Raw genomic sequence first — 25,687 nt, forward strand, 5'->3', positions numbered from 1 at the left:
GTTCACTTTGTTAGTGATAGCGACAGGCGACCATAAGGTTGCCTGTTTTTTTAATACCCGTTACTTACTTATTTATAAATTACGAGGCAGTCAATGACAAACCACGATAATAACAATAATTGTCATCGCAATAATCAGCTTGAATTACGCTTACAGGTTCTATTAACACAGTTGCAATTAGACGATACACCTGCTGGTGGTTCGTTGGTGGTTTATCAAGCAGGGCAATGTATTGCGCGAGCAAGTGTTGGCATGGCGCAATTAAATATGCTATGGCAGCCTGATACCTTGTCGTTGAATTTTTCTACGGGTAAAGGCATTTTAGCGACATTGATTCATGTTTTGGTATCACAAAATTTGCTGGATTATGAGTTGCCCATTGCTAACTATTGGTCGGCATTTGCGGCTAACGGAAAAGCTGATATTACCTTGCGTGTAGTAATGTCGCATCAAGCTGATCTATTTGCGATTACTAGTATTGATGCTGATAGTGAAACCTTGCTTGATTGGGAAACTATGTTGGCAAATGTCGCGACTATGCCCATTACTAAGCCTGATAATGCCGATAGTTACGATAGCGCCTATAGTGCGTTGGTCTATGGCTGGGTACTCGGTGGCTTGATAGAATCGGTGACTGATATGTCGTTGGCTAACGCATTGCGCCATTATTTGACAGAGCCGCTTGGGATTGCAGACAGCTGTTATTTCGGCGTTCCTACTGAAAAAGTAGATCAGGTGGCAACGCTGGTGAAAAACTTTGATAACGAGTTGTTAGAAGCTACTGTTAATAATAATAATAATGATGCTGCTGATGGTGATAATGCAGACCATAGTATTCGGCGCAGTAAACGTAATAAGCCGGTATTAAAAGCGGACTCGGTAGCAACTTTGCAGACTTATGCTACATTGCCCATTTATCCCCGCTGGCAACAGCATGCCGCTGAGCAAAACATAGCGGCACTTGATACGTCATTAAATACTACGCAAATTAGTCGCTTGTATTTTAACCATAGTCAGCTAAATTTAAAAAACTATAAAGCCGCATTGATACCAAATAGCCCTGTACCTATTGATTATTATGATAAGCAGACCTTACAGGCGGTCATACCAGCGGTCAATGGTGTGGCGTCAGCAAAGGCATTGGCAACGATTTATGGGATGCTGGCAAATGGGGGCACATGGCAAGGGAAAACGCTGATTGATCCAGCAACGTTTGCTAAATTATCTACTCCGCAAGTATCGGGTATGGATGCCGTCATGCCAACCCACATGGATTGGCGTTTGGGCTATCATCGTTTGGTACAGCTATACCAAAACCCGATTGACGATAACAAGCAAATTGATACTAAACCAGACCATAAATCGCAAGCCTTTGGTCATATGGGCTATAACGGCTCGGTGGCGTGGTGTGATCCTACGCAGCAATTATCCTTTGCCTTTGTCCATAATTTTGATGTGACCATGCTCAATGATATTCGCCAATTTGCCTTGACGGAAGCCGTATTGAGCATGGTTGACGAGGCGTTAGCACCCTAACAATTATAATTGAAAAATAAAGAGAGCGTTGCCAAATACTGTTTTTTAATGATAAAAATATCTGCTGAATAAAAAATACCAGCCTATAATACCGCTAATATTGCCGTTATTATTTATCTCTCACTTTATTAATCATATTAGGATATTTCCTTTTGAGTACATTTATAGCACCAGCAATCGCTAATATAGAAGATAGCGAATTACGCCAGCAGTTACAACAGATTATAGATTTAAAAACCAAGCCCCTGGGCGCACTGGGACGACTAGAAACCTTGGCGTTGCAAATTGGTTTAATTCAAGGAACGACTGCGCCACAGATTAAGCAGCCGCAGATTCGAGTTTTTGCTGCCGATCATGGCTTGGCGGTGCATGGTACATCGGCGTTCCCTAGTGCCGTTACAGCGCAAATGGTACTGAATTTCTTACAAGGCGGTGCTGCCATTAATGTCCTGGCGCGTCAGCATAATATTGAATTAAAGGTAGTCGATGCTGGGGTTGCTACTGATTTTGACCCTGCTCATTTTGAAAGCAATCCTCATCTCAAAAATTATCCGCAATTACTGGATTATAAAGTGCGCCATGGCAGCCGTGATGCGCTCACAGAAGCTGCCATGACAGATGAAGAGTGCGTGCGCGCACTTAATAACGGTATGGAAGTTGCCAAGCAACTGGAAGGTAACTTACTTATCGTTGGTGAAATGGGTATTGGTAATACCTCTGCTGCGAGTTTGCTGCTAGCAAGATTGGGGCAGCTTCCGATAGGTAATTGTATCGGTCGCGGTACGGGGCTTGATGATGCCGGATTACTACGTAAAGAGCAGATATTAACGCAAGTCTTACAACGTCATGAGGATGCTATAACGCCATTTGCAGCGCTCGCCGCATTAGGCGGGCTTGAGATTGCCATGATGGTTGGGGCGCTGATACAAGCGGCAAGCCAACGCCAAATTTTATTAATTGACGGTTTTATTGCCACTATTGCTTTGCTGGTTGCTGAGCATTTAGCACCTGGTGTCCGTCAGTATGCAGTTTTTGCCCATCATTCAGCGGAACCAGGTCATGAGCATCTGTTGCAATTGTTACATGCAACGCCACTATTGCACTTACATATGCGCTTGGGTGAAGGTAGTGGGGCGGCGTTGGCTTATCCATTATTGCAGTCTGCGTGTGCGATCATGAATGAGATGGCAAGCTTTAGTGATGCCGGCATTAGTGAGCAAAATAACTAATGGCACACCCTCGCTCGTTAGGGCAAAGGCTATGGCAAGGGTTGAAATATGAGTATCGTTTACTACTGGTTGCGATTCAGTTTTTAACCCGCATACCAGTGCCTGAATTTACCAATTACCAACCACAATGGCTACACCAAAGTAGCCGCCATTTCCCAGCGGTTGGGTTACTTGTAGGCTTACTTTGTGCCCTAGTGTTTTGGCTTACCTGTATGATATTTACGCCATTGGTGGCAGCGGTGCTAAGTACAGTATTTAGTATTAAGCTGACTGGCGCGTTTCATGAAGATGGGCTTGCTGATAGTTGTGACGGGCTGGGAGGCGGTTTGACCCGCGCGCGCACCTTAACGATTATGAAGGATTCGCGTTTAGGCACTTATGGTACGTTAGGATTGGTCAGTGCATTATTAATTAAGATTACTTTATTAGCCTCAATGCCAATGACCACCGCCTTAGTGGCGCTGATTATCGGGCACAGTGCCTCACGCTTATTGTCTATTAGCTTAATTGCCATGCTGCCTTACGGTGGTGAGATTGAACACGCCAAAGCCAAGCCAATGGCTCAGCAGCTCACGCCATTACAAGCCGTGATTGCCAGTGGCTGGCTGGTGCTAGGTGGGGTATTAGTATTGATAATGTTCCCTGAAACTATGCGTCAATTGGGCATTTGGCACTGGTTGCTTGCCTTAATGCTTGCTCTGATCGCTACCGATTATATGCGCCGATTATTACGCCGACGTTTGGATGGCTATACTGGTGATGGATTGGGTGCGACCCAGCAGTTGAGCGAAGTGGCTATTTATGCAGGGCTTGCTGCCACTATTCCTTTTATTTAAATGCACTATTATGAAGAGTAGTTTCATTAATGACGACTTTATACATTTGGCGTCATCCTAAGCCGCTGGCGGCTGCTGGTATCTGTCTTGGGCATACCGACATGGGTGTCGATAACCGCAAGCTAAAACGCTTGGCGCATCACATTGAGCGCTTTGTGCGTGTGCATCAATTGCCAAAAGTCATTTGGGTTAGCCCCTTGCAGCGTTCATTAAGAGTCGGTCAATTATTGACCCAGCGCGGTTTTGTCTGCCATGTCACGCCGGAGCTAGCTGAGATTAATTTTGGTACTTGGGATGGGCAAGCGTGGGCACAGATTGGTAAAGAGGAAATCGATATCTGGTGCGATAACTTTGCCGATTTTGCTCCTAAAAATGGCGAGAGTCTACAGGAGTTGTTTGAGCGAGTTGCTACTTGGTTACGCGTGCATAATATGACGCAAAGTCGTGTACAAAACGAAGCTTTAGTCACGCCTGATCCTGAGGTGAAATCTGATTCTGAAGTGGTACCCATATTAGCAGTCGGTCATGCCGGCTGGATTACTGCGGCTAAGATGATTGCAGCTGGTAATCCAGTGCCGCAGCTGGCAACAGAATGGTCTGCTCCTGTGGCTTATAATCAGTTGAGTATTTTTAAATATGCAAGAAATGTATAAAGCTAGATCTGTTATTAGTTAAATAATTGTAAGCACCCTATAAATATAAATCACTAATTTTTAAAAGGAATTTATATGTCTTTTTATCGTTGTACACGAATAAGCCTAGCTGCATTCTTACTATTATCATCTGCTACCTGTGTTACCCATGCCAGCCCTATATCTAATGTAAAGCCTATTCCCAAAGCATTCATCGGTAAATGGGCAGGAATGCACTCTACTAAACAAAAGCTTAATAAAACGATACTAAAAGATTTATGCGACAATGGTGGTGAGCAAGACACCTCATTTTTTGTTGACTTCAATGCCGATGCACAGCGGCTGACGGGCGTTTCCTATTGGGAAGACAGCTATGATGAGTATCCAATATCTTATAGCAAATATACACCTACTCATATTTCAGGTCAGTCACTCTCTATCTCTTTTGAGATGGGCGAGGATGATCAATTGTCTAATAAGTATGTTGGAAAATTTGACTATAAAATTGTTAATGGCACACTGTATCTAGATTCAGGTAATACAGTTATTGAAATGATGCGCTGCCGATAGTGAGCAAGCTTTCTCTTTTCCTTACGCCAAAAATATAAGCTATTTTATAAATTATTGTTATTAATGCCCAACCGTGTGTGAAAATACATTAATGACAATCACCCCGCTGACAATCAAAGTAATACCAGCCACTGCTCCGGCATCAACCGTTTGCTTAAATATCACCGTACCGATAATCGCTGTCAATACAATGCCAATACCGCCCCAAATCGCATAGGCAATGCCTAGAGGGATAGTTTTAAGCGTTTGCGATAAAAAGTAGAACGAGACTATGTATAGTGCCGCCATCATAAGCGTCGGTATCAGCTTGGTGAACTGCTCAGACTTCACCAATAACGTCGTTGCCATGATTTCACAAATAATAGCCAACATCAAAAATCCATAGCCTATAAAAACTGGGTTCATACCATCACGCTCCAAATCCAAACTATTTTTTTAAAATAGTCAGTAGAATATATATATCAATATATAGAGACAATACGTCTCAGGTTATTCTCTCATAGCAATCATAAATAAAAGTAGCCCTTAACAAAAAAATCCGTTCTATAGAGGTTTTATATTTTTCTGAATCGCGTTACCATGAGCAAGTAAAATTTTTTAGCTCCTATATCTCCATCATCGAAAGGATAGGTTATGCGCTACGACGTGATAGTAATTGGTGCCGGTATGGTCGGAACCTCAACTGCTTGGCATCTACAAAAGAATGGTTCTAAAGTATTACTGCTTGATAAAAAACTACCTGGATCAGAAACGTCATACGGTAATGCTGGATTGATTCAGCGTGAAGCCATTCATACGCATCCTTTCCCCCGTCAAATCTCTGAGATGGTCAGAGTGCTGCCCAATCAGGGCACCGATATCCGCTACCGCATACCTGCTATCCTACGTTATCACCAAGCCCTTCTTCAGTATTGGAAATATTCTTCACCAGCCTCTGTTAAGAAAATAGAAAAAGAGTGGCAGACTCTCATTGAGCATTGTACCAGTGAGCATCAAACCCTAATTACCGCATCGGGTGCTGAAGAATTAATCAGCCGTGAAGGCTGGCTACAATTGCATCGTTCTGAAGAGACGCTTAAAACTGCTATTGCGGCAGCAGTCAAAGATCGCGAGCAGGGTGTTGAACATAAGGTATTGACCCTTGAAGAATTAAAAGCGATGGAGCCCAATGCCAATTTTGATGGTTTTGTCGGAGCGATTCATTGGCTAAACTCTTGGCAGGTTTCTAACCCAAGTGCCCTTGTTAAAGCGTATGCGAAGAGCTTCCAAGAGATGCAGGGCGATATCAAAGAAAGTGATGTGAAAGAAATTTCACCTGAAGATGGGATTGATGGTAAAGGCTGGAAAGTCGTTACTGATAACGGCACTTTTTATAGTGATGATTTGGTGATTGCCGCTGGTCCTTGGTCTAATGAGTTAATCAAACCACTAGGTTATGATTTGCCACTATTCCCGATGCGCGGTTATCACCAGCACTTTAAAGTTACTGGTAAAAATATGATTAAGCACAGTATGTTTGATATGGATAAAGGCTTTGTCATGGGACCGATGCAGCAAGGTATCCGCATTACTACGGGTGCTGAGATGACCACCATGGATGCGCCCAAGAACTTTGGGCAGCTCAATACCGTGCTGAAACTGGCTAGAAAGATACTGCCATTAGATGAAGCGGTCGAGTCTGAGGCGTGGGCAGGCTCGCGTCCGTGTATGCCAGATATGAAGCCCGTTATTGGACCAGCTGGCAAGCATGATCATTTATGGTTTGCTTTTGGTCATAGTCATCAAGGCTTTACTTTAGGACCTATTACCGGCCGTCTCGTTGAAGAGCTGATTCACGATAAGCCATTGACCGTCAATGTAGAACCATTCAATGCGCAGCGATTTTATAAAGCATAGTTTTAGTGAATGATAACTTATAAATATAAGTATGTTAAAATATTGCCTCAAAAATATAAGTTACCACTATCCGTTACAAACAATTAGTTAGACGCAATCAGTTAAAATAGTCATTAAACACACAAGGACGAACCCCATGCAAAAACTGCAAAGCAACCAACGTATGAGTAAAATTGTCATTCATAACGAGACTGTTTATCTGTCTGGTCAAACCGGCAATGCCGAGGATGATATCGCCGCCCAAACGCTAACTTGCTTAGAAAAAGTTGCAGCCTTGCTCGAAGAAGCTGGTAGCGATAAGTCAAAAATGCTATCCGCCACCGTTTGGTTAAAAAGCATGTCGGATTATGCCGCGATGAATGAAGTATGGGATAAATGGTTTGAAGGCGTGCCACCACCAGCCCGTGCTTGTGGTGAATCAGCGCTTGCTCGTCCTGAACTATTGGTTGAGGTTACTGTCATCGCGGCTCAATAATCCGTAGATTGATAAGATAGTAAAAAAAGGCAGGGTAATTATTATCCTGCCCTTTTTTATGGCCTTTTTTTATAACAGGTTAATGTAACCTGACCTTTAAAGGCAAACACTAAAATAGCCTAAGCATAAATTTAATTGCTTATAGTTTTTTTATCAAAAGGTATTAACAAGCATCAAAGAAAGTATCTGGATCAAAAGTCGTCAAGTAATCAATAATTTTTATCCAGCTATTATTGAATAAGGGGTTGAGTAAAGCAGGGGCGCTATATACTATTCAAGGAGTGCCTTTTTTAGTAGGGGTCATCGCGGACAGCAGAATAGAGAAGTCGCCATTATAAGGCGGTTCAAATAGCGGATGGGAGGTCAGGGAGGGCGTCGCATTTGGCATTATCAATATTGAAATGAAGATTATCCTATCTGTTGTTCTTTAATATAGTCAAAATCCATAGGAATGGGACATTTGGTTACCGCAAGCATTATTAAACAATAGGGTTTATAAAAAAATGGATACTTTGAATATCCTATATCTAGTAGGGGCATTGTTAATTTTCGCCAGTATTATGGCAAGTACGTTATCTGCGCGTTTGGGCGTACCCTTGTTGTTGCTGTTTTTGGTCGTTGGAATGCTGGCGGGTGAAGACGGTATTTTAGGCATTGAATTTTCACAGTACGGTATTGCAAATTTTATAGGGCAGGCAGCGCTTGCCTGTATTCTGCTTGATGGGGGTTTGCGTACCTCGATTCAGTCTTTTCGGGTTGGGCTGAAACCTGCAATTGTACTGGCGACTTGGGGAGTATTAGCAACCGTTCTGGTGCTCGGTGTTTTTGTCACGTGGCTATTGGATGTCGATTGGCGCATTGGTTTATTGATGGCGGCGATTGTCGGTTCAACGGATGCTGCGGCAGTGTTCTCACTACTGCGTAATGGTGGCGTGAAACTGAACGATCGCGTGCAAGCCACGCTTGAGTTGGAGTCGGGCGCTAATGATCCCTTAGCGATTTTATTGGTTACCGGTTTGATTGCGCTTAATGTCAATCCGGCAGGGCAAACTGTCTTTGGCTTTATAGGATTATTGCTACAGCAGCTTGGCTTTGGATTAGGCATGGGCTTACTTGCTGGTTATTCATTGTCGCGATTGCTGCCCAAGATTCATCTGGCAGAAGGTATGTATGCCATTTTGATATTGTCAGCCGGCTTGTCTGTCTTTGCCGCAACCAATTTAATTGGCGGTAGTGGATTTTTAGCCGTGTATTTGACCGGTGTGATGATAGGCAACCGTAAAGGGCGCTCGACGGAGCACGTATTACGAGTAATGGACAGCTTTGCTTGGCTATCGCAAGCTGTTCTTTTTGTGGTGTTAGGACTATTGGTCACGCCATCGAACGTGATTAACGTCTGGTATTATTCAGTTGCTATTGCTGCCTTTATGATTTTGGTAGCGCGACCTATCGCTGTTTATAGTAGTGTGAAACCTTTTAAGTTTAAAGATCGAGAAATTGGCTTTATTTCGTGGGTAGGTCTGCGCGGTGCAGTGCCTATCACCCTTGCGATTCTGCCCGTAATATCAGCAGTAGATGGCGCATTTATGTTGTTTGATATTGCTTTTGGGGTGGTGGTGTTATCGCTTATATTACAAGGGATGACCATTCCTATTATGGCTGACTTTTTTAAAGTGCGTATTCCGGCTAATGATGAACCAAAAGAGGAACATGAGGTTTGGGTCTCTGACAATACCAGCATTACTCTCTATGAGTTTGAGGTCAAGGCGGGTGCGTTTGCTACGGGTCGACACCCACAAACCATCTCAACCAGTATCAGTTCTGATGAAATTAATCTATTTGCCTTAGTGCGTCGACAAAAACTCATCTTGGTCAAAGAAGACACCCAGCTACAGTTTGGCGATACGGTTTGGTATGCCATGCGCGGCAACCATGCCAGTAAAATTGCGCAAATTTTCAATGATACCAAGTTAGATCGCAGAGCCATCGATGACTTTTACGGAGATTGGTTGTTATCGCCCAGCGTTAAACTGGGAGATTTGCCGTTTTTTACCGGTGTTATGGAATCTGAAACCCTCGTCAATAAGTTAAAAACACAAGCTGATAATATTTCGCCCAATATGTGGCAACAGACGGTGGCTGAATACGTCATTTCGAGCTTAGATACGGCTCCTGTTTCTGGTGATACTGTGGCTATTAATGACGAATGGTCTTTGGTTATTAGAGAGATTGATGGCAAGGGTACGCTGAGAACGATTGGTCTAAAGCAAGAAAAATTACCAACGGTCAGTTAACTACTATAATCAAAATATGCTAATTAAATGCTAGCGCTTTAAATTTGATAAGGAAAATCATGTCATTAAATCCCATACCCAAGCAAGTTCAGCATAGTTGGGAGATGCTTGAACGTATTGCAATTGTTGAGTCTGATGAACCTTTACAAGTGGTACCAACCACAGATACTTTAAAACAATTTCCTATTTATTTTGCTAATAATGTGGCATATGCCATTAATATTTGTGTCGCTAGACGTTCTGTTATTCAGAAATTAGAACAAGCTGCTGATTTGCTACCTGAGCATTTAGGCATTGTGGTGCTGGATGGGTGGCGCTCACGGGAAGTGCAACAAGCAGTTCAGAACGAAGTTGGCGATGCTATTCGGGCAATGTATCCGCAGTTAAATGCCAGCGAGCAACAGCAGCTGTTATCTCAGTTTGTTGCGCCGGTGCGCCCCGGTTTTATTAGTCCGCATCTTACTGGCGGTTCGGTTGATATCACGCTCTTTGACCGATCAACGGGTGAATGGTTAGACATGGGTTCAGAATTCGATGAACCTACAGATCGCTCTCATACTCATTTCTATGAAGATCAGCCTGAGCATGTTGCTTGTCACAATCGACGCCTATTATATTCTGTAATGACGCGGGTAGGCTTTACTAATTTACCCACAGAATGGTGGCATTTTGATTATGGCAATCCGCTTTGGGCAAGTTACAACCAGCAACCTCATGCCATTTATGGTGCCACGCATTGGGAAGTTAAGTATGCTTGAGGATGAGATTTCTTTAGCCTTATAGTACTTATTTATCACGTTCAAGGAGGAATATGATGGAAACTTTAATTCAAGCAGACGATCATTTGGCACTGTGGACATTCGTTATGGTCGCTGCAACTTCTGCTATTTTTATCGAACAACGCTATAAATGGGCAAGCAAAATTCCCGGGGCCGTGATTGCCCTGTTGATTGCAATTGCTGCCTCCAACCTGAAGATTATCCCCATAGATGCGCCAACATACGATATTGTCTGGGGTTATATTGTACCTTTAGCTATTCCTTTGTTATTGTTTAAAACCAACTTGCAAGCATTGGTCAAAGAAAGCTGGAAGTTGCTTTTACTATTCTTGACGTCTTCTATGGCCACCATGATAGGTGCTGTCCTTGCCTTTATGGCACTACGTCATTATATTCCAGAATTAGACAAAGTTACTGGCATGATTTCAGCCTCTTATACGGGCGGTGGGGTGAATTATGCCGCTATGTCTGCCAAATTAGAGCCTAGTGAAAGTATTAATGCAGCGACTATTGTGGCAGATAATATGATGATGGCTTTTTATTTTTTAATCTTAATTGGGCTGGCGGGTATTCCTGTCATACGTCGTGTTTGGGGCTCGCCACATACCGATGCTATTGAAAAAAATCCAGAGATGTTAAACAGTCGCACTTTATCGGAAGCGTTTTGGAAGCCAAATCTTATATCTTTAAAAGACATTGCGATTTGTTTAGCAGCCTCCATGCTCATCGTTTTGATCTCATTTAAGCTGTCGGCATTCCTGCAAGCGTTATTGGGTACCAGTGATAACATCGTGGTGGGCTTGCTCATCAGCTTGATTACTGATAAATACCTGTTGTTAACGACAATCACATTTATCATCGTTTCTATATTTAAGAACTCATTTGAAAAGCTCAACGGCAGTCAAGAGCTGGGCACTTACTGCATTTATTTATTCTTTGTGGTTATCGGTATTCCTGCATCTATTAGCTTGATTATTACTCAAGCGCCGCTGCTATTCGTATTTGTATTTATTATTGCGATGGTCAATTTAGCCATTACGATGGGTGTGGGTAAACTGTTTAAGTTCAGTGTTGAAGAAGTGGTACTTGCTTGTAACGCTAATATTGGTGGTCCAACTACTGCCGCCGCTTTAGCCATCAGTAAGGGCTGGACGAATTTAGTCGGTCCTATCTTGGTGATTGGTACGGTGGGTTATGTCATTGGCAATTACATAGGCACAATTGTTTATTTTATAGTGACGCAAATTGGTATGTAGCTTTTATCAGTAGAGGTATTAAAACAAAGGCGTTAAAAAATATATATTACAAAAGCGATATTCAATGAATGTCGTTTTTTTTGCTTTTTGAAAGGTAAATTAAGTTTTCTAACAAAAGAATCTCTTTAACTTCGTCATTCAATATTTTTAATTTGTTCCGCACCAATTTCTCAATATTTCAGAAGCAATTTTACAAGCTTTATTGCCTGGTTCGCAATTCTATAGATGTAGATTGTCTAACTTTAAGAAAAGTCTTTACTAATGAGACTACTTAGTATATTTTCTAAAGATAGATTGTCGACAATTAGACAAAGTTAAAAAATGGATGAATTTTTATGGCTGGTAAATTTTCTAAAAGTTCTCTAAAGCGGCAAATTGCAGAAGAAATTAAACAAATGATTTTTGAAGGCAAGTTGCAGCAGGGTGAGAAAATCACTGAACTTCAAGTCTCGCAAAGCCTAGACGTTAGCAGAACTTCGGTAAGAGAAGCCATGTTGCTGTTAGAGCAAAAAGGTTTGCTGATTTCTGAAGCTTATAAAGACACCAGAGTATCGACCATCTCACAAGAAGAAGTCCTTGAAATTCTGATACCAATGCGGCTCCAGATTGAAACCTTTGCTCTAAAAAAAGGATTCTCTGTTTGGGGGGAAAAGACGAAAACGCAGTTCAAGATAATTTTAGAAGAAATGAAGAAAGCTATTTTTTATGAGGATTTATCGACGTTTATAGAATTAGATATTCAGTTACATGGATTGATAGTGAAATCTTCTGGATTGGAAAGTGTTGTGCATATTTGGGAAAGTATTGTCAATAGAATCCGTCTGCATTTCTTACATCAAAACAGCAGATCTGGAACGTTGGAAAAATGGCTTGTTGAGCATGAAGAATTGATAAACGTTTTGGTAAATGGGGACTCTCTCGACGAAGCTATTGAGGCATTAAGAGCTCATATCGTCGATACCAATCTTCCAGACGTTTATTTATTGGATTAAAGCCAGTTTAGCAGCTAAATGTAATGGCTGTTTTATCGTTTAAAGTTCAAAAATAAGGATATTTATGAAACTTGAGATTGACAAAATCGAAGTATTTGTGGTTGCAGGACCCGATGCCAAATACAAAACCTCCTCGCATTATGATGACTTGTTCATCACCAATACTATTGTCAAAATACGGACAGCTGATGGCTATGAGGGATTTGGTGCTGCAATTTCTTGGACGGAAGGTGGCATTGATAAAAGCCTAGCAGAGTCTATTCGTCATTTGCTGCCTTTTCTGATTGGTAAGTCAGCGCTACAACGAGAAGCTATTTATGCGTTGCTGGCAAGTCGCTGCGTACAAATGAAACCACAAGCATTGTCACCGATAGATATTGCGTTATGGGACTTGGTGGCGAAGTACGCAAAAATGCCGCTGTATCAAATGCTTGGTGGTGCTAGAAATAAGATTTTATCTTATGCCAGTACGCCTTTCTTACCGACTATTCAGGATTACATCAAACACGTTCAAGACTTAAAAAGCCAAGGCTATAAAATTATTAAATTTCACACTTGGTGCATTTTTGAAAAAGATATGGCTTTAGTGGCAGCGATCCATGAGGCATTCAAAGATTCGGGTCTTAAATTTATGATGGACGTAGAAAGCTCTTATACCAGAGAAGAGGCGCTAAAAGCCGCGCGAATTTTAGAAAAGCATGATTATATTTGGTTTGAAGCGCCATTATCTGACACTGATTTAGAAGGTTATAGAGACCTAAAATACCGTGTTGAGATCCCTATCCTAGCCGCTGGAAATACCTTACTTCATCTTAATCAAATTGAGCAAGGTATTCAAAACAACAGTTGGTCAAGTGCCCGTGTCGATGCCACGCTTGCTGGTGGCATTACTCAAACTCAAAAAATTATGGGTATGGCAGAAGCCAATTCGATGACCGTTGAGTTGCAATCTTGGGGCTATACCTTGTCACAAGCTGCCAACCTGCATCTGATGTTAGCCTACAACAACAGCACCTATTTTGAGCAAGCCGTTCCGGTCGAGCCTTTAGAGTTTGGCGCACTAACGACGATTAGAACGGATAAAGAAGGTTATGTACACGCGCCAGATGGCAATGGGTTGGGTATCGAGATGGACTGGGCATTAATTGAACAAACGAGCAGTTATAAAATCACTTTAGATACAACAGGTTGGTCAGAATAAAACTAGTCTTTACTAACGATGTAGATGAATACCAAAAACCGAAAGACACTGTATTAACTCAAGAAAATTCATTAAAAGGATGTTTAAAGATGAAAATAGTAGACATAGAAGTGATTAGCCTTAGAGTTCCAGCACTCGATCAAGCCTGTGAATGGGGCGAAGATGCACTCATTGTGCGCGTAATTACCGATACGGGCTTAGTCGGAATTGGTGAAAGTGACACCTCGCCCTTGGTAGCCAAAGCCATCATCGAAGCCCCAAACTCAAACCTATACTGTTCTGGATTAAAAGCACTGTTACTGGGTGAGAACCCTTTAGAGATTCAAAAACTTTGGGACAAAATGTATTGGGGTTCTAATTATTTAGGAAGACGAGGTGCAGGTATTCATGCGATGAGCGCCATTGATATCGCCTTATGGGATATCGCCTCTCAATATCATCAAGTGCCTATTCATATGTTATTAGGCGGTAAATACCGCGATAAAATTCGCGCTTACGGCACTTTTATACCCGCAGATATCCCTGAAGATAACAGAGCAATTGCTAGAAAACTTAAAGAAAAAGGCTTTACCAGTTTGAAGTTCGGTGGCGGCATCATGGGTGATGATCCCATTACTGATTATGAATTGGTGAAAGCCGTTCGTGAAGAGTTGGGTGATGACTTTGAGCTACAAATTGACTTGGCTTCTAAATGGAATACTTACAGCCATTCAGCTGATATGTTCAAAAAATTAGAGCCATTCCATTTAAATTGGATTGAAGAACCCGTACTGGCTGATGATATGAAAGGCTATCTCAAACTGGCAAAACTGGCTGTGACCAAAATTGCTGGTGGTGAGTCATTAACCACACGCTATGAGTTTGAGGATTTTATAAAGCAAGCACAGCCCGATATTATTCAGCCTGATATTACTCGCTGTGGTGGTATTAGTGAGATGCGTATTATCAATAATATTGCTGAAATGAATGGCGTTAAAATGATTCCACATGGTTTTAGTACGGGGATTTTATTAGCAGCTACCGTGCAATTCCTAGCGGCTACCAAGTATGGCGATCTGATTGAATACTCACAAAGCGAGAGTCCGTTGTTTACCAAACTGGTCAAGAATTTACTGCCATTAGAAGAGGGTCATGTCAGGGTGCCGGATACCATTGGACTTGGCGTAGAACTCGATGAAAATATAATGGAATTATACAAAATATAAAGTCGTTAACGGATTTATAGATTTAAAACCAAAATGGAATTGGGGATCGTCATGAGTAGACAAGTAGATAAACTATTAATTTCTGTCAGTATCGCATTGGTAGTCATTGTGGTTGGCGCTTTATATCTTCAACCGGAGCAATCACAAGTGGTTGCAAGCGCTATCTTTGGGAAAATGACAGAGTGGTTTGGCTCGGGGGTACTGATATTCACTTTCCTCGGTGTGTTACTGCTGGCTTTCGTGGCAACCAGTAAATATGGCAACATTCGCTTTGGGGAAGAGGCACCGGAGTACTCCAACTTCAAATGGATTTCAATGATGATTGCCTGTGGACTGGGCTCAGCCACTGTCTATTGGGCGTTTGTGGAATGGGCTTATTATATTGAAACCCCTGGACTTGGCATTGAGGCAAACTCGCAAAAAGCATATGAGATGTCATTACCTTACAATATGTTTCATTGGGGTTTCAGTGCATGGACACTATACGCTCTAGTCGCACTTCCTATTTGCTATCACTTATATGTACGTAAAAACGCAGGGCTCAGTTTAAGCGCCATCGTTAGCGCGATTACCGGTATTAAGCAAAGTGGTGTCCTAGGGCGTATTATTGATGTTATCTTTATATTTATCTGTTTTGGCGCGTTAAGTATTACCCTAGGCGTTTCGGTGCCACTGGTTAATAATGTTTTAAGTACGGTATTGGGCATTGAGCCCTCATTTACGATGAATATCGTATTGATTCTCATCATTTCTGTCGTCTATTCGCTAAGTTCTTATATCGGCTTACAAAAAGGTATGTCAAATTTAGCAGATTTTACGACAAAACTGGCGTTACTTCTCTGTGTTGGGGTTTTAGTTTTAGGACCAACGAATTTTATCATTGCGAATACTACTAACTCTCTAGGCTTAATGCTGCAGAACTTTGTGCAAATGAGTTTATTTACTGATCCTATTGGTAAATCTGGCTTTCCACAATCATGGACAATATTCTATTGGTTGTATTGGATTACTTATGCGCCTTTCACCGGTATTTTCATTGCTAAAGTATCAAAAGGTCGCACGCTCCGGTCAGTCGTTATTAACACCCTAATTAGTGGTAGTGCAGGCTGTTTCTTGTTCTTTGGTATTATTGGTAGTCTAACTATTGATCGCCATTTGACAGGACTGGTCGACGTGGTTGGGATGTTAGGAGCTGGTCAAGATAATAGTGCCATTATTGCCGTTCTACAAACATTGCCATTAAGTAGCGCTTTCATGATCTTGTTTTGTGCAATCTCTGTGCTGTTTCTTGCCACGACGTTAGATGGTGCTGCATTTACCATGGCTTCTACAGCCACACCAAAATTACAAGGAAATGAAGAGCCGCATCCAATACATCGACTGTTCTGGTGCGTCATGTTAGCCCTAGTGCCATTGACGATGATTTTTATCGGAGCAAGCTTGGATACGATTAAAACCAGTGCCATCATCACCGGTATTCCCATTCTCTTTATTATGATACTTATCATTGTTGGCTGGTTAAAATGGATGGTAAAAGACTTTGGTGATGTGCCCTCTGATAAAATCGCTGAAGTATGTGCTTCTGGCATTAAGGAAACGCGATCAAACGAGTTGAGTGAGAAACGATAGATGATTTAGTAGGTAGCATCATATCTGAAGGATAATTATAGTTTAGTTTAAAAGACAGATTGCTCTAAGAGTAGTCTGTCCTTTTTATATGCTGCTTTCCTGTTTATTAAGTGTTATGAGCCTAATAAATAAATGACTGTAATCGTAAAAAATTGGCTTTAGCTGACAAATGTTATCATCATATCTCCTATTAAACCGTTTACAATATGGCTATATGTTAAGATTAGGCGTTGTAATTTTACTGATATGGGCTAACAGAAACCTGACTATGAACACTGACACCAGTAAGCCTCTGGCTTTTAGAAGATATCCTTCGACCACCGCGCTGCAATGCTTTGAGACTGCGGCTAGACATTTAAGCTTTACCAATGCTGCGCAAGAGATGCACATGACCCAAAGCGCGGTGAGCAAGCAGGTAGCGCAATTAGAGGAGATGCTCAATCTTTCGCTGTTTCATCGTACGCCGCAGCGTATTTCATTGACACCGGCAGGTAAAACGTATTATTTGGAAGTATTGGGAATACTCAAACATATCGAAAGTGCGACCACCAATTTAATGTCGCACAGCACCAATACTGAAGTGCTTAGAATCGTGGCGCATCCGACATTTTGTTCGCGTTGGTTAATACCAGCGTTAAATGGTTTTGGACAACAATTTCCGTTAATCAATCTTTATATTAATGAGCAGGTTGGTCCGTTTTTTTCTGAGGATCAAAATGTGGATGTTGCCTTTCTTTATGGCGATGGCATTTGGAGCGGTATGCAATCGGTAAAGCTATTTGATGAGTATTGTATTGCCGTTTGTAGTCCTGAATACTTGCAGGATAAGACGCTTGATACTCATACGCTACAAGGCTGCATACTACTGCAACTAAGCTCGCGTTTAAGCGCTTGGTATGATTATTTTAAGCAGCAAGATATTAATGTTGATGGCACCTTTGTAGGCCCGCGATTTGATACGTTTCAAGCCTGTATTGTTGCAGCGATGCTTGGTTATGGCATTGCCTTAGTGCCTCTACGTTTGGTGGCACAAGATTTACAGTCAGGGGCGCTGGTAATGGCGTGGGATTATGCAGCAAAGAGTCGTGGTAGCTATTATCTTACGTATCCTATATCGCTTGGACAATCGCATAAGGTCAAAGCTATTTCGGAGTGGGTAACGACTTATCTTGAAACATCCAATCAATGTCAGAAGATATTAGAATTAGTTGAGTAATGCTCTTACTATTAGGTCTTATCATTAATAAAGAATAGCGCTATTAAAAGCTGAGTATATACTCAGCTTTTTTTATGCCTAATGATAAGTAATTCACATTAATAATTAATATTAGTGACTAACTACCGTCCTAGCTGAGCAACACTGACGAAAAGGAATGGAAGCACAACTATTATTCGTTTGCTGAGAAACGTACATTTTGTTGAAATGAGTTTTACACTCAAGGACGAGGAGCAAGGCACATGGATAAGCACGATAACGTTACGGATGCATTCACAATGGTGCATCCATTAACGCTCATCAAAGGCAGAAATGCAAAAGTTTGGGATGATAATGATCGATGCTACATTGATTTTGTCGGTGGTATTGGCGTTTTAAATTTTGGTCATTGCAATCCACGTATTGTCGATGCCATTGTCAATCAAGCCCAATCTCTTATTCATTATGCCTACAATGCCGCAGGTCATTTGCCTTATCAGACATTTATGAATCGCTTATGCAAAATTGTGCCAATGACGGGCGAGCTGGCAGGTATGTTGACCAATTGCGGTGCAGAAGCCACCGAAAATGCCATAAAAATTGCTCGCCTAAAGACCAAACGTGCTGGCGTGATTGCCTTTGACGGTGGATTTCATGGGCGCACACTGGCTGCGGTTAATCTCAATGGCAAGGTTGCGCCTTATAAGCGTGGGTTAGGGACGCTGGCGGGCGGTGTTTATCATATTCCTTTTCCAAGTGCCGATAACGGAGTTAGCGATCAACAGGCGATTGACGCGCTTGAGCGTTTGTTCACGGTAGAAACTGATGTTGATAATATCGGTGCTTTTATTGTAGAGCCAGTACAAGGTGAGGGCGGGTTTCAGCTGATGTCACCATCGTTTGCCCAGTATCTGCGCGCTTTTTGTGATGAACATGGCATCTTACTGATTATGGATGAAATTCAATCTGGCTATGGTCGTACAGGCACGCCGTTCGCATTTACTCATTTGGGGATTGAGCCGGACTTATTGTTATTGGGTAAAAGCATCGCAGGTGGTCTGCCGTTGGGTGCTGTTATTGGTAAAGCTGATGTGATGCATGGCTTACCAAAAGGAAGTCTTGGTGGTACTTATTCCGGTAATCCTGTGGCGTGTGCGGCGGCAAATGCCACGCTCGACATCATGCAAGAGGATGAAATTTGGCAATCAGCTAAGCATTACGCCGAAACTATCGAGCAGACGATAGCACAATGGCAAGAAGAGGGCGTGTCGCCTTGGCTATTTGGTCTTACGGGTATCGGTGCCATGCGTGGTATCGAGCTGCGTCATCCCAAATATGGCGTGAACTCGAGTGTGATGACACGTGTATTGTCCGAAGCCCGCGCTCGCGGATTGCTACTCATGCCAAGTGGGCAACATCGACATATTATCCGCTTGTTACCGCCATTAACGATAGAGCCAGAAATCCTACAACAAGGTCTAGCTATTTTAAAAGAAGTACTCAAATCGCTACCAAATGAAGCACCTGTTTCTTAAGTGTTTATTGGTCATTGATACTAAAGCTACTAGGTTTATAACAATTTATTTATACCAATTAAATCTATAACGGATTAAAACTTTTTAAAAGGATTTTTGATTATGAACAATAATAGTAATGCTATTAGCGACCCTAGCATGATGAGCAGCGACGACATTCGGCATGGCTTTTCAGTGGCTATGTCAGAAATGTATCAAAATGAGGTGCCACTTTATGGTGATCTCATCGAGCTGGTGACCGAAGTAAATGATGACGTATTGAATACGCAGCCAGATATTAAAGCCCAACTTGCGCATACGGGAGAGATTGACCGCTTAAATCTAGAGCGCCATGGTGCGATTAGATTGGGCAATGCAGCGGAGCTAAGCATGATGCGTCGCCTGTTTGCGGTGATGGGCATGTACCCTGTTGGCTACTACGATTTAGCGCCCGCTGGCGTTCCTGTCCACTCTACTGCATTTCGAGCTATCGATGCAGAGTCGTTAAATAACAGCCCATTTCGGGTATTTACCTCGTTATTACGTTTGGATTTGATAGCTGATGAATCTCTAAAACAAGCCGCAATAGAAACCTTAGCAAATCGTCAAATCTTTACTGATGCTGTGGTCAAGCTTATTGAGCACTTTGAGAATATTGGTGGATTAATAGAAGTAGAAGCGCAGGAGTTTATTACAGAAGCCTTAAAAACTTTTCGCTGGTATGATAAAACACCCGTTTCAAAAGCATTGTACGAGCGCCTATTAAAACAACATCCACTAATTGCAGACGTGGTTGGCTTTAAAGGTCCGCATATCAATCATTTGACGCCCAGAACATTAGACATCGATACCGTACAACAAGGCATGCAAGCACGCGGTATACCGCCAAAGGCTATTATTGAAGGACCGCCAAAACGTCAGTGTCCGATTTTATTAAGACAAACCAGCTTTAAGGCATTACAAGAGCCGGTGAGTTTTAGAGTCGCAAATTATACTCAAGACAACGCTAAAAATAATGCTAACACTCATACTGAAGAACAGTACGAGAAAGGTCAACATACTGCCCGTTTTGGTGAAATTGAACAGCGCGGAGTGGCGTTAACGGCCAAGGGCAGGGCGCTATATGACACTTTATTAAATAAAGCGCGTGACCAGTTGGGCGCAACGCCAAACGAGAGTAATGCCGCAGAATATTATCGTATTTTAGAACAAATATTTGCTGAGTTTCCTGATGATTATGAGGAGCTACATTCAGCAGGGCTGGCTTATTTTTATTATCAACCGGTTGATGAAGCCGAGATGGTAGAGATAAGTGATAGCGATTTAACAGCACCCGAAGCTAAAAATGTGCTTATTAATTTGATTGAAAAAGGCATTATTCGTATTGAGCCCATTGTTTATGAGGATTTTTTACCGGTCAGTGCCGCCGGTATTTTTCAATCTAATCTTCAGCAAGACAAGCAAAGTCGCTATGACGGCAGCTCAAATCAACAAGAGTTCGAGCGCGATTTAGGAGCCAACGTTTATAACGAGCTTGAGTTGTATGAATCGATGCAAGCGGATAGCTTAAAAAAATGCTTATCAAGTCTGCAAAATATGGCATAAACAACCAGAGGCTTTGTAGAGCATTCCAAAAAGGAATGAGCGTAAGAACTTTATTATTTTGCAAGTTAGCGTGTTGCAGGGTAGTTTTATAAGTCTCAAGGACGTAATAAACCAATAGGAAAGGGATTGATTATGATTAAGCAATATATGTCTGCCATGGGCGTCAAAGAAGAACAATACAGCAATGGCGATTTTGAGGTTCATACCCCAATTGATGGGGCAATTATTGGTAAAGTTACTTTAGACACAGTGGCTGACGTCGGTACCAAAATACAAAATGCCAAAGATGCTTTTCAAGAGTGGCGTACGGTTCCTGCACCAAAGCGTGGCGAGTTGGTTCGTCTGTTGGGTGAAGTACTGCGTGAGCATAAAGAAGATTTAGGCATCTTAGTATCATTTGAGGCAGGAAAAATAAAAGAAGAAGGTCTGGGTGAAGTCCAAGAAATGATTGATATCTGTGACTTCGCCGTTGGTCTGTCTCGTCAAATTTATGGCTTAACTATAGCCTCAGAACGTCCAGGTCACCACATGCGGGAAACATGGCATCCACTTGGCGTTATTGGTGTAATTTCAGCATTTAACTTTCCTGTTGCCGTTTGGGCTTGGAATACAGCATTAGCTATCGTATGTGGCAACCCTGTGATTTGGAAGCCTTCAGAAAAAACTCCTTTAGTCGCTCTAGCCTGTCAAGCATTGTTCGAAAAAGCAGTTGCAAAATTTGGTGACGCACCAGCGCATCTATCGCAAGTATTATTGGGCGAGACGGATGTTGGTAATGCTCTAGTCGAAAACAAAGACATTGCTTTGGTCAGCGCAACTGGTAGCACGCGTATGGGCAGAACAGTCGGACCTAAAGTCGCTGAACGCTTTGGTAAATGCTTGCTTGAATTGGGCGGTAACAATGCCATGATTTTGGCACCAAGTGCTGATTTAGATTTGGCACTACGCGGTATTTTATTCTCAGCAGTAGGCACAGCAGGGCAGCGCTGTACCACACTACGCCGCCTATTCGTTCATACATCTGTTAAAGATGACATCTTGCCACGCGTAAAAGCTGCTTATGAGACGGTTAGTATTGGACATCCATTGGAAGGCAACCTTGTTGGTCCACTGATTGATGAAGACAGCTTTAATAATATGCAAACTGCGTTAGAAAATGCTAAAAACGCAGGCGGCAAAGTTACTGGTGGTGAGCGCGTATTAATGGATAAATATCCTGATGCTTATTATGTGAAGCCTGCTATTGTAGAATTTGACGCGCAAAATGATGTGGTCAGAACTGAGACCTTTGCGCCCATTTTATACGTCATGACTTATAACCACTTTGACGATGCTTTAGTTATGCAAAATGATGTGCCTCAAGGATTATCATCGTGTGTATTTACTAATGATTTGCGTGAAGCGGAGCTGTTCTTAAGTGATCGCGGTAGTGATTGTGGTATTGCTAACGTCAATATTGGGACAAGTGGTGCTGAAATCGGTGGGGCGTTCGGTGGTGAAAAAGAAACCGGCGGCGGTCGCGAGTCAGGTTCAGATGCGTGGAAAAATTATATGCGTCGTCAGACCAATACAGTCAACTATTCAACAGAGTTGCCACTCGCGCAGGGCATTAGTTTCGGTTAATGCTAAGCAGTTAGATGCTTTATCGTTAAACTAAGAATAGACAATTATCAATAGACAAAGTGCTGAGTCTGCCATAGGTTGGCTGAGCACGATTTTAACTGCTAGGTAGTACTTTATGAGCAACCACGGATGGGTTGTTACGATGATTGATAGCAAAGGCTATTGATTTCCACTACTAAGGAAGGTAGGTGTCTAATGTCAGATAAAACCCCTCATGATTCTTCTAAAAATATTTCTACAGAAAAAGATTCTGTTCAAAATGACACGGTTCAAAACGGCTATGAGCCATCTAGTAGCTTTTTACTAGATATTGCCCCCTTATTATTAACGTCCATGATTCTCATGGTGCAGTTCTTTGTCTTTAAAGACTTTACCCCACATATTCCTCTCGCTTGTGGCATTTTAATCACAGGCTTATTCATGAAACTGCGCCGGCGTAGCTGGGCGGGCATGGAAGAGAACTTCTTAAAGGTCGTCAAAATCGGTTTGCCTGCCATGATTATTCTGATGGGCGTGGGTATGCTCATTGGCTCGTGGATTATTGCTGGCACGGTGCCGACCATTCTTTATTACGGCTTTAGTATATTTTCACCTTCTTCGTTTTTGTTCTCTGTGTGTCTTATTTGCGCCGTTATTTCTGTCGCTACAGGTACATCATGGGGCACGGTCGGTACCGTTGGGCTTGCCATGATGGGCATAGGTTTGGGGCTTGGTATTCCGGCTCACTTTACCGGTGGGGCGATTGTCTCAGGTGCTTTTTTTGGTGATAAAATGTCGCCGCTGTCAGATACCACTAATCTTACGCCTGCTGCAGCCGGTGTAGACCTCTGGGATCATATTAGAGGGATGTTACCAACTACCGTTCCAGCGATGGTTACAGCTTTGGCACTCTATGCGTGGATTGGGATGAGCTACGGCAATGACAACGTCAACATGTCTACGATTCAGGCATTACAGTCTACGTTAGCCAGTAATTATAATATTAGCCTTATTACGTTGCTGCCTGCTGTAGTGGTAGTTGGTGCTGCGGTCTTTAAGATGCCTGCGATACCAACTGTATTGGGTGGTGTCGTGGTTGCGTCATTGGTTGCCTTTTTTCTACAAGGCGTTGGTGTCAGCGATATCTTTAATGTGTTACAAAATGGCTTTAAAAGTGAAACTGGGTTTGACGTGGTAGATCAATTGCTGTCAAAAGGTGGTGTCATGTCCATGACTTGGGTTGTTACTTTAACCATTTTTGCCTTAGCATTTATTGGCTCGATTGAGCATTACGGCACGCTCAGAGCTATCATGACAAAAATCAATAAAATTGTAAAAACGCGTTTTGGCTTGGTGACTACCACTTATGCCAGCGTCATCGGCGTGGGTACGATTATTGGTGATGTTTATACTACTTTAGTATTGCCGGGACGCTTATTAAAAGATAAATATAAAGAGATGGGTTATAAGCGCACGACCTTGACTCGTTCTATCGAAGATAGTGGTACGCTGTTATCACCTCTTATCCCATGGAATATGGGCGGTAGTTTCGTCGCAGCCACGCTGGGTATCGCTACATTGACTTATGCGCCTTTTGCCTTTGCTTGTTGGTTATCGCCTTTATTTGGATTGTTATGGGCAGCGCTTGGTAAATTCACCCCGCGCGAAGATGAGCCAGAAAAAGAGATAATTCTCACCAAAAAGTCTACCTCAACTGAGCCTGCCAACACGGCATCTATTAATAACTGATGAGATAAATGGAGTATAAGATGTTACAAGAGCAATGCTTATGGAACGTGACTGCACCCAAAACTCATCACTATGATGCGCTCACTCAAGACACTCAGACCAGTGTATGTATTATTGGCGGTGGCTACACAGGGTTATCAGCGGCTATTCATTTGGCAGAAAAAGGCGTCAAGGTTATCGTATTAGAAAGCCAAACCATCGGCAGTGGTGGCTCAGGGAAAAGCGTAGGGCTCGTCAATGCCGGAACGTGGGCGCGCCCTGATGATTTAAATGTTGCCCTAGGAGAAACAGAAGGCGAGCGTTTAACTGAGGCACTCGGAGAAGCGCCAGGTCTCGTGTTTGATTTGATTAAACGCTACGGTATCGATGCGCAAGCCACTCAAACTGGCAATCTGCATATGGCACATAATGCGAAAGGGGAAGCCGATGTTGATATTCGATATGAGCAGCTGAGCCGGCGAGGCGTTAATGTCGAAGTGCTCACCGGTAGTCGCTGCCATGAATATACGGGTACGACCAGTATTAATAAAGCCTTGTTAGACCACCGAACTGGCACCATAAATCCGCTTGCTTATGTCAATGGTTTAGCAGAGGTAGCCGCTAAATTGGGTGTGACGATTCATGAACATTCGGCAGTTCATAGCTTAGAAAAAGAGAATAGCAGCTGGTATGTGAGAACTGCTGATGCAAATGTGAAAGCTGAGCGCGTTATTATCGCCACCAACGCTTATACCGAAGGCGAATGGACAGAAGTCAGCAAAACTTTTTATCAGGTATTTTATTATCAAATTGCCTCTGAACCGTTAACGGGAGAGCTGGCAGACCGAATTTTACCTCATAGAAATGGTGCATGGGATACACGTTTAGCCTTATCTAGTTTCCGTCGTGATAAAGATGATCGGTTATTGCTGGGTACGGTAGGTGGGCGAAACTGTAAGCCAAAAGAGTTCTATCAGTCATGGGCGAATTATGTGCAAAAAAGCTATTATCCTTATTTGCCTGCATTTAATTGGCAGTACGAATGGTATGGTAAATTTGGCTTTACGCAAGACCATATCTTTCGCGTTTTGGAACCCGATGAGGGCATATTGACAGCCACTGCTTATAACGGTCGCGGTATCACTACTGGCACATTGATGGGAAAATGTTTTGCGGACTATATTTTAACCGGCGATAGAGCCAGTATTCCACTACCATTCAAAACCATAGAAGAGTCAAAAATTCCTCTATCAAGTATGAAATCTGGATTTACTGAGCTTGGGATAAGCTTGTATCACATGGGTCAATGTCTCAAAATAATTAGATAAACATCATGAAAAATATATAGAGCGTATAAATGCTTTTATAAGTGCAATGTTCTATCGGAATCAGTTTGAATAAATGATGTGTGATTTTTATTTAATAGGAGAGGTTTTCGGTGAGTGATATTTTAAATAAAGAAATAGAAGCAGTTGCTACTATCATACAAATGTTAAAAGACAACCACGCCTAC

At 42.3% G+C, this 25,687-nt stretch carries 21 protein-coding genes; 20 read left to right on the forward strand and 1 reads right to left on the reverse strand.

What is annotated here, in order from left to right; all coding sequences use genetic code 11:
* Positions 1 to 93 precede the first annotated feature (93 nt).
* The 5 genes from H2245_RS02380 (at position 94) to H2245_RS02400 (ending at position 4,803) form a co-directional block, all read left to right on the forward strand.
* Positions 94 to 1,536, forward strand: a complete 1,443-nt coding sequence (locus tag H2245_RS02380; RefSeq protein ID WP_182405596.1) for a serine hydrolase — start codon at positions 94 to 96, stop codon at positions 1,534 to 1,536.
* Positions 1,537 to 1,688: 152 nt separating this feature from the next.
* Positions 1,689 to 2,765: a nicotinate-nucleotide--dimethylbenzimidazole phosphoribosyltransferase gene (gene cobT, locus H2245_RS02385; RefSeq protein WP_182405598.1), complete on the forward strand. Its 1,077-nt coding sequence runs from the start codon at positions 1,689 to 1,691 to the stop codon at positions 2,763 to 2,765.
* On the forward strand, positions 2,765 to 3,601 hold the full coding sequence (gene cobS, locus H2245_RS02390; protein ID WP_182405599.1) for an adenosylcobinamide-GDP ribazoletransferase: 837 nt from the start codon (positions 2,765 to 2,767) through the stop codon (positions 3,599 to 3,601). Before cobT ends, cobS begins: the two co-directional genes overlap by 1 nt.
* Positions 3,602 to 3,630: 29 nt before the next feature.
* The gene (locus tag H2245_RS02395; RefSeq protein ID WP_182405601.1) at positions 3,631 to 4,254 is read left to right on the forward strand and encodes a histidine phosphatase family protein; all 624 of its coding nucleotides are present in this window, start codon (positions 3,631 to 3,633) and stop codon (positions 4,252 to 4,254) included.
* Between the two features lie 75 nt (positions 4,255 to 4,329).
* Positions 4,330 to 4,803, forward strand: coding sequence for a hypothetical protein (locus tag H2245_RS02400; protein ID WP_182405603.1), 474 nt, complete (start codon positions 4,330 to 4,332; stop codon positions 4,801 to 4,803).
* A gap of 60 nt (positions 4,804 to 4,863) precedes the next feature.
* Here H2245_RS02400 and H2245_RS02405 read toward each other — a convergent pair whose 3' ends face one another.
* Entirely contained in the window at positions 4,864 to 5,208 is a 345-nt protein-coding gene (locus H2245_RS02405) for a multidrug efflux SMR transporter (protein ID WP_182405613.1), read from the reverse strand.
* Between the two features lie 228 nt (positions 5,209 to 5,436).
* On the opposite strand from H2245_RS02405, the gene H2245_RS02410 reads away from it, so the two are divergent.
* The 15 genes from H2245_RS02410 (at position 5,437) to H2245_RS02480 (ending at position 25,502) form a co-directional block, all read left to right on the forward strand.
* The gene (locus H2245_RS02410; RefSeq protein ID WP_182405615.1) at positions 5,437 to 6,699 is read left to right on the forward strand and encodes an FAD-binding oxidoreductase; all 1,263 of its coding nucleotides are present in this window, start codon (positions 5,437 to 5,439) and stop codon (positions 6,697 to 6,699) included.
* 136 nt (positions 6,700 to 6,835) lie between these two features.
* Positions 6,836 to 7,174, forward strand: coding sequence for a RidA family protein (locus H2245_RS02415; protein ID WP_182405617.1), 339 nt, complete (start codon positions 6,836 to 6,838; stop codon positions 7,172 to 7,174).
* A gap of 503 nt (positions 7,175 to 7,677) precedes the next feature.
* Entirely contained in the window at positions 7,678 to 9,468 is a 1,791-nt protein-coding gene (locus H2245_RS02420) for a potassium/proton antiporter (RefSeq protein ID WP_182405619.1), read from the forward strand.
* A 59-nt stretch (positions 9,469 to 9,527) separates the two neighbouring features.
* Positions 9,528 to 10,226: a M15 family metallopeptidase gene (locus H2245_RS02425; protein WP_182405621.1), complete on the forward strand. Its 699-nt coding sequence runs from the start codon at positions 9,528 to 9,530 to the stop codon at positions 10,224 to 10,226.
* A 53-nt stretch (positions 10,227 to 10,279) separates the two neighbouring features.
* Positions 10,280 to 11,503: a DUF819 domain-containing protein gene (locus H2245_RS02430; protein WP_220464350.1), complete on the forward strand. Its 1,224-nt coding sequence runs from the start codon at positions 10,280 to 10,282 to the stop codon at positions 11,501 to 11,503.
* Positions 11,504 to 11,838: 335 nt separating this feature from the next.
* Complete coding sequence (locus tag H2245_RS02435; protein ID WP_182405623.1) at positions 11,839 to 12,495, forward strand: GntR family transcriptional regulator; 657 nt, start codon at positions 11,839 to 11,841, stop codon at positions 12,493 to 12,495.
* A gap of 64 nt (positions 12,496 to 12,559) precedes the next feature.
* Positions 12,560 to 13,696, forward strand: coding sequence for a mandelate racemase/muconate lactonizing enzyme family protein (locus H2245_RS02440; RefSeq protein WP_182405624.1), 1,137 nt, complete (start codon positions 12,560 to 12,562; stop codon positions 13,694 to 13,696).
* Between the two features lie 89 nt (positions 13,697 to 13,785).
* Complete coding sequence (locus H2245_RS02445; RefSeq protein WP_182405626.1) at positions 13,786 to 14,901, forward strand: mandelate racemase/muconate lactonizing enzyme family protein; 1,116 nt, start codon at positions 13,786 to 13,788, stop codon at positions 14,899 to 14,901.
* A 51-nt stretch (positions 14,902 to 14,952) separates the two neighbouring features.
* Positions 14,953 to 16,530, forward strand: a complete 1,578-nt coding sequence (locus tag H2245_RS02450; RefSeq protein WP_182405628.1) for a BCCT family transporter — start codon at positions 14,953 to 14,955, stop codon at positions 16,528 to 16,530.
* Between the two features lie 268 nt (positions 16,531 to 16,798).
* Positions 16,799 to 17,746, forward strand: a complete 948-nt coding sequence (locus H2245_RS02455; RefSeq protein WP_182405630.1) for a LysR substrate-binding domain-containing protein — start codon at positions 16,799 to 16,801, stop codon at positions 17,744 to 17,746.
* 242 nt (positions 17,747 to 17,988) lie between these two features.
* Positions 17,989 to 19,260: an aspartate aminotransferase family protein gene (locus tag H2245_RS02460; protein ID WP_182405632.1), complete on the forward strand. Its 1,272-nt coding sequence runs from the start codon at positions 17,989 to 17,991 to the stop codon at positions 19,258 to 19,260.
* Between the two features lie 102 nt (positions 19,261 to 19,362).
* The gene (locus H2245_RS02465; protein ID WP_259365043.1) at positions 19,363 to 20,844 is read left to right on the forward strand and encodes a VOC family protein; all 1,482 of its coding nucleotides are present in this window, start codon (positions 19,363 to 19,365) and stop codon (positions 20,842 to 20,844) included.
* A 132-nt stretch (positions 20,845 to 20,976) separates the two neighbouring features.
* Positions 20,977 to 22,467 carry an aldehyde dehydrogenase family protein gene (locus tag H2245_RS02470; protein WP_182405633.1) on the forward strand — a complete coding sequence of 497 codons (1,491 nt, stop codon included), beginning with the start codon at positions 20,977 to 20,979 and terminating at the stop codon, positions 22,465 to 22,467.
* Between the two features lie 195 nt (positions 22,468 to 22,662).
* Entirely contained in the window at positions 22,663 to 24,195 is a 1,533-nt protein-coding gene (nhaC, locus tag H2245_RS02475; RefSeq protein WP_182405635.1) for a Na+/H+ antiporter NhaC, read from the forward strand.
* A gap of 20 nt (positions 24,196 to 24,215) precedes the next feature.
* Positions 24,216 to 25,502 (forward strand): FAD-binding oxidoreductase, encoded by a 1,287-nt coding sequence (locus H2245_RS02480; RefSeq protein ID WP_182405637.1) that lies wholly within the window; start codon positions 24,216 to 24,218, stop codon positions 25,500 to 25,502.
* The last annotated feature ends 185 nt before the right edge of the window (positions 25,503 to 25,687 follow it).

It is taken from the genome of Psychrobacter sp. GP33 (assembly GCF_014119005.1).
Lineage (GTDB): Bacteria > Pseudomonadota > Gammaproteobacteria > Pseudomonadales > Moraxellaceae > Psychrobacter.

Coding starts and splice junctions, on each gene's coding strand:
- H2245_RS02410 (WP_182405615.1), top strand. CDS start 5,437: ATGCGCTACGACGTGATAGTAATTGGTGCCGGTATGGTCGGAACCTCA.
- H2245_RS02420 (WP_182405619.1), top strand. CDS start 7,678: ATGGATACTTTGAATATCCTATATCTAGTAGGGGCATTGTTAATTTTC.
- H2245_RS02380 (WP_182405596.1), top strand. CDS start 94: ATGACAAACCACGATAATAACAATAATTGTCATCGCAATAATCAGCTT.
- H2245_RS02480 (WP_182405637.1), top strand. CDS start 24,216: ATGTTACAAGAGCAATGCTTATGGAACGTGACTGCACCCAAAACTCAT.
- H2245_RS02435 (WP_182405623.1), top strand. CDS start 11,839: ATGGCTGGTAAATTTTCTAAAAGTTCTCTAAAGCGGCAAATTGCAGAA.
- H2245_RS02430 (WP_220464350.1), top strand. CDS start 10,280: ATGATGGAAACTTTAATTCAAGCAGACGATCATTTGGCACTGTGGACA.
- nhaC (WP_182405635.1), top strand. CDS start 22,663: ATGTCAGATAAAACCCCTCATGATTCTTCTAAAAATATTTCTACAGAA.
- H2245_RS02450 (WP_182405628.1), top strand. CDS start 14,953: ATGAGTAGACAAGTAGATAAACTATTAATTTCTGTCAGTATCGCATTG.
- H2245_RS02405 (WP_182405613.1), bottom strand. CDS start 5,208: ATGAACCCAGTTTTTATAGGCTATGGATTTTTGATGTTGGCTATTATT.
- cobS (WP_182405599.1), top strand. CDS start 2,765: ATGGCACACCCTCGCTCGTTAGGGCAAAGGCTATGGCAAGGGTTGAAA.
- H2245_RS02440 (WP_182405624.1), top strand. CDS start 12,560: ATGAAACTTGAGATTGACAAAATCGAAGTATTTGTGGTTGCAGGACCC.
- H2245_RS02400 (WP_182405603.1), top strand. CDS start 4,330: ATGTCTTTTTATCGTTGTACACGAATAAGCCTAGCTGCATTCTTACTA.
- H2245_RS02460 (WP_182405632.1), top strand. CDS start 17,989: ATGGATAAGCACGATAACGTTACGGATGCATTCACAATGGTGCATCCA.
- H2245_RS02455 (WP_182405630.1), top strand. CDS start 16,799: ATGAACACTGACACCAGTAAGCCTCTGGCTTTTAGAAGATATCCTTCG.
- H2245_RS02395 (WP_182405601.1), top strand. CDS start 3,631: ATGACGACTTTATACATTTGGCGTCATCCTAAGCCGCTGGCGGCTGCT.
- H2245_RS02445 (WP_182405626.1), top strand. CDS start 13,786: ATGAAAATAGTAGACATAGAAGTGATTAGCCTTAGAGTTCCAGCACTC.
- H2245_RS02465 (WP_259365043.1), top strand. CDS start 19,363: ATGAACAATAATAGTAATGCTATTAGCGACCCTAGCATGATGAGCAGC.
- H2245_RS02415 (WP_182405617.1), top strand. CDS start 6,836: ATGCAAAAACTGCAAAGCAACCAACGTATGAGTAAAATTGTCATTCAT.
- H2245_RS02425 (WP_182405621.1), top strand. CDS start 9,528: ATGTCATTAAATCCCATACCCAAGCAAGTTCAGCATAGTTGGGAGATG.
- H2245_RS02470 (WP_182405633.1), top strand. CDS start 20,977: ATGATTAAGCAATATATGTCTGCCATGGGCGTCAAAGAAGAACAATAC.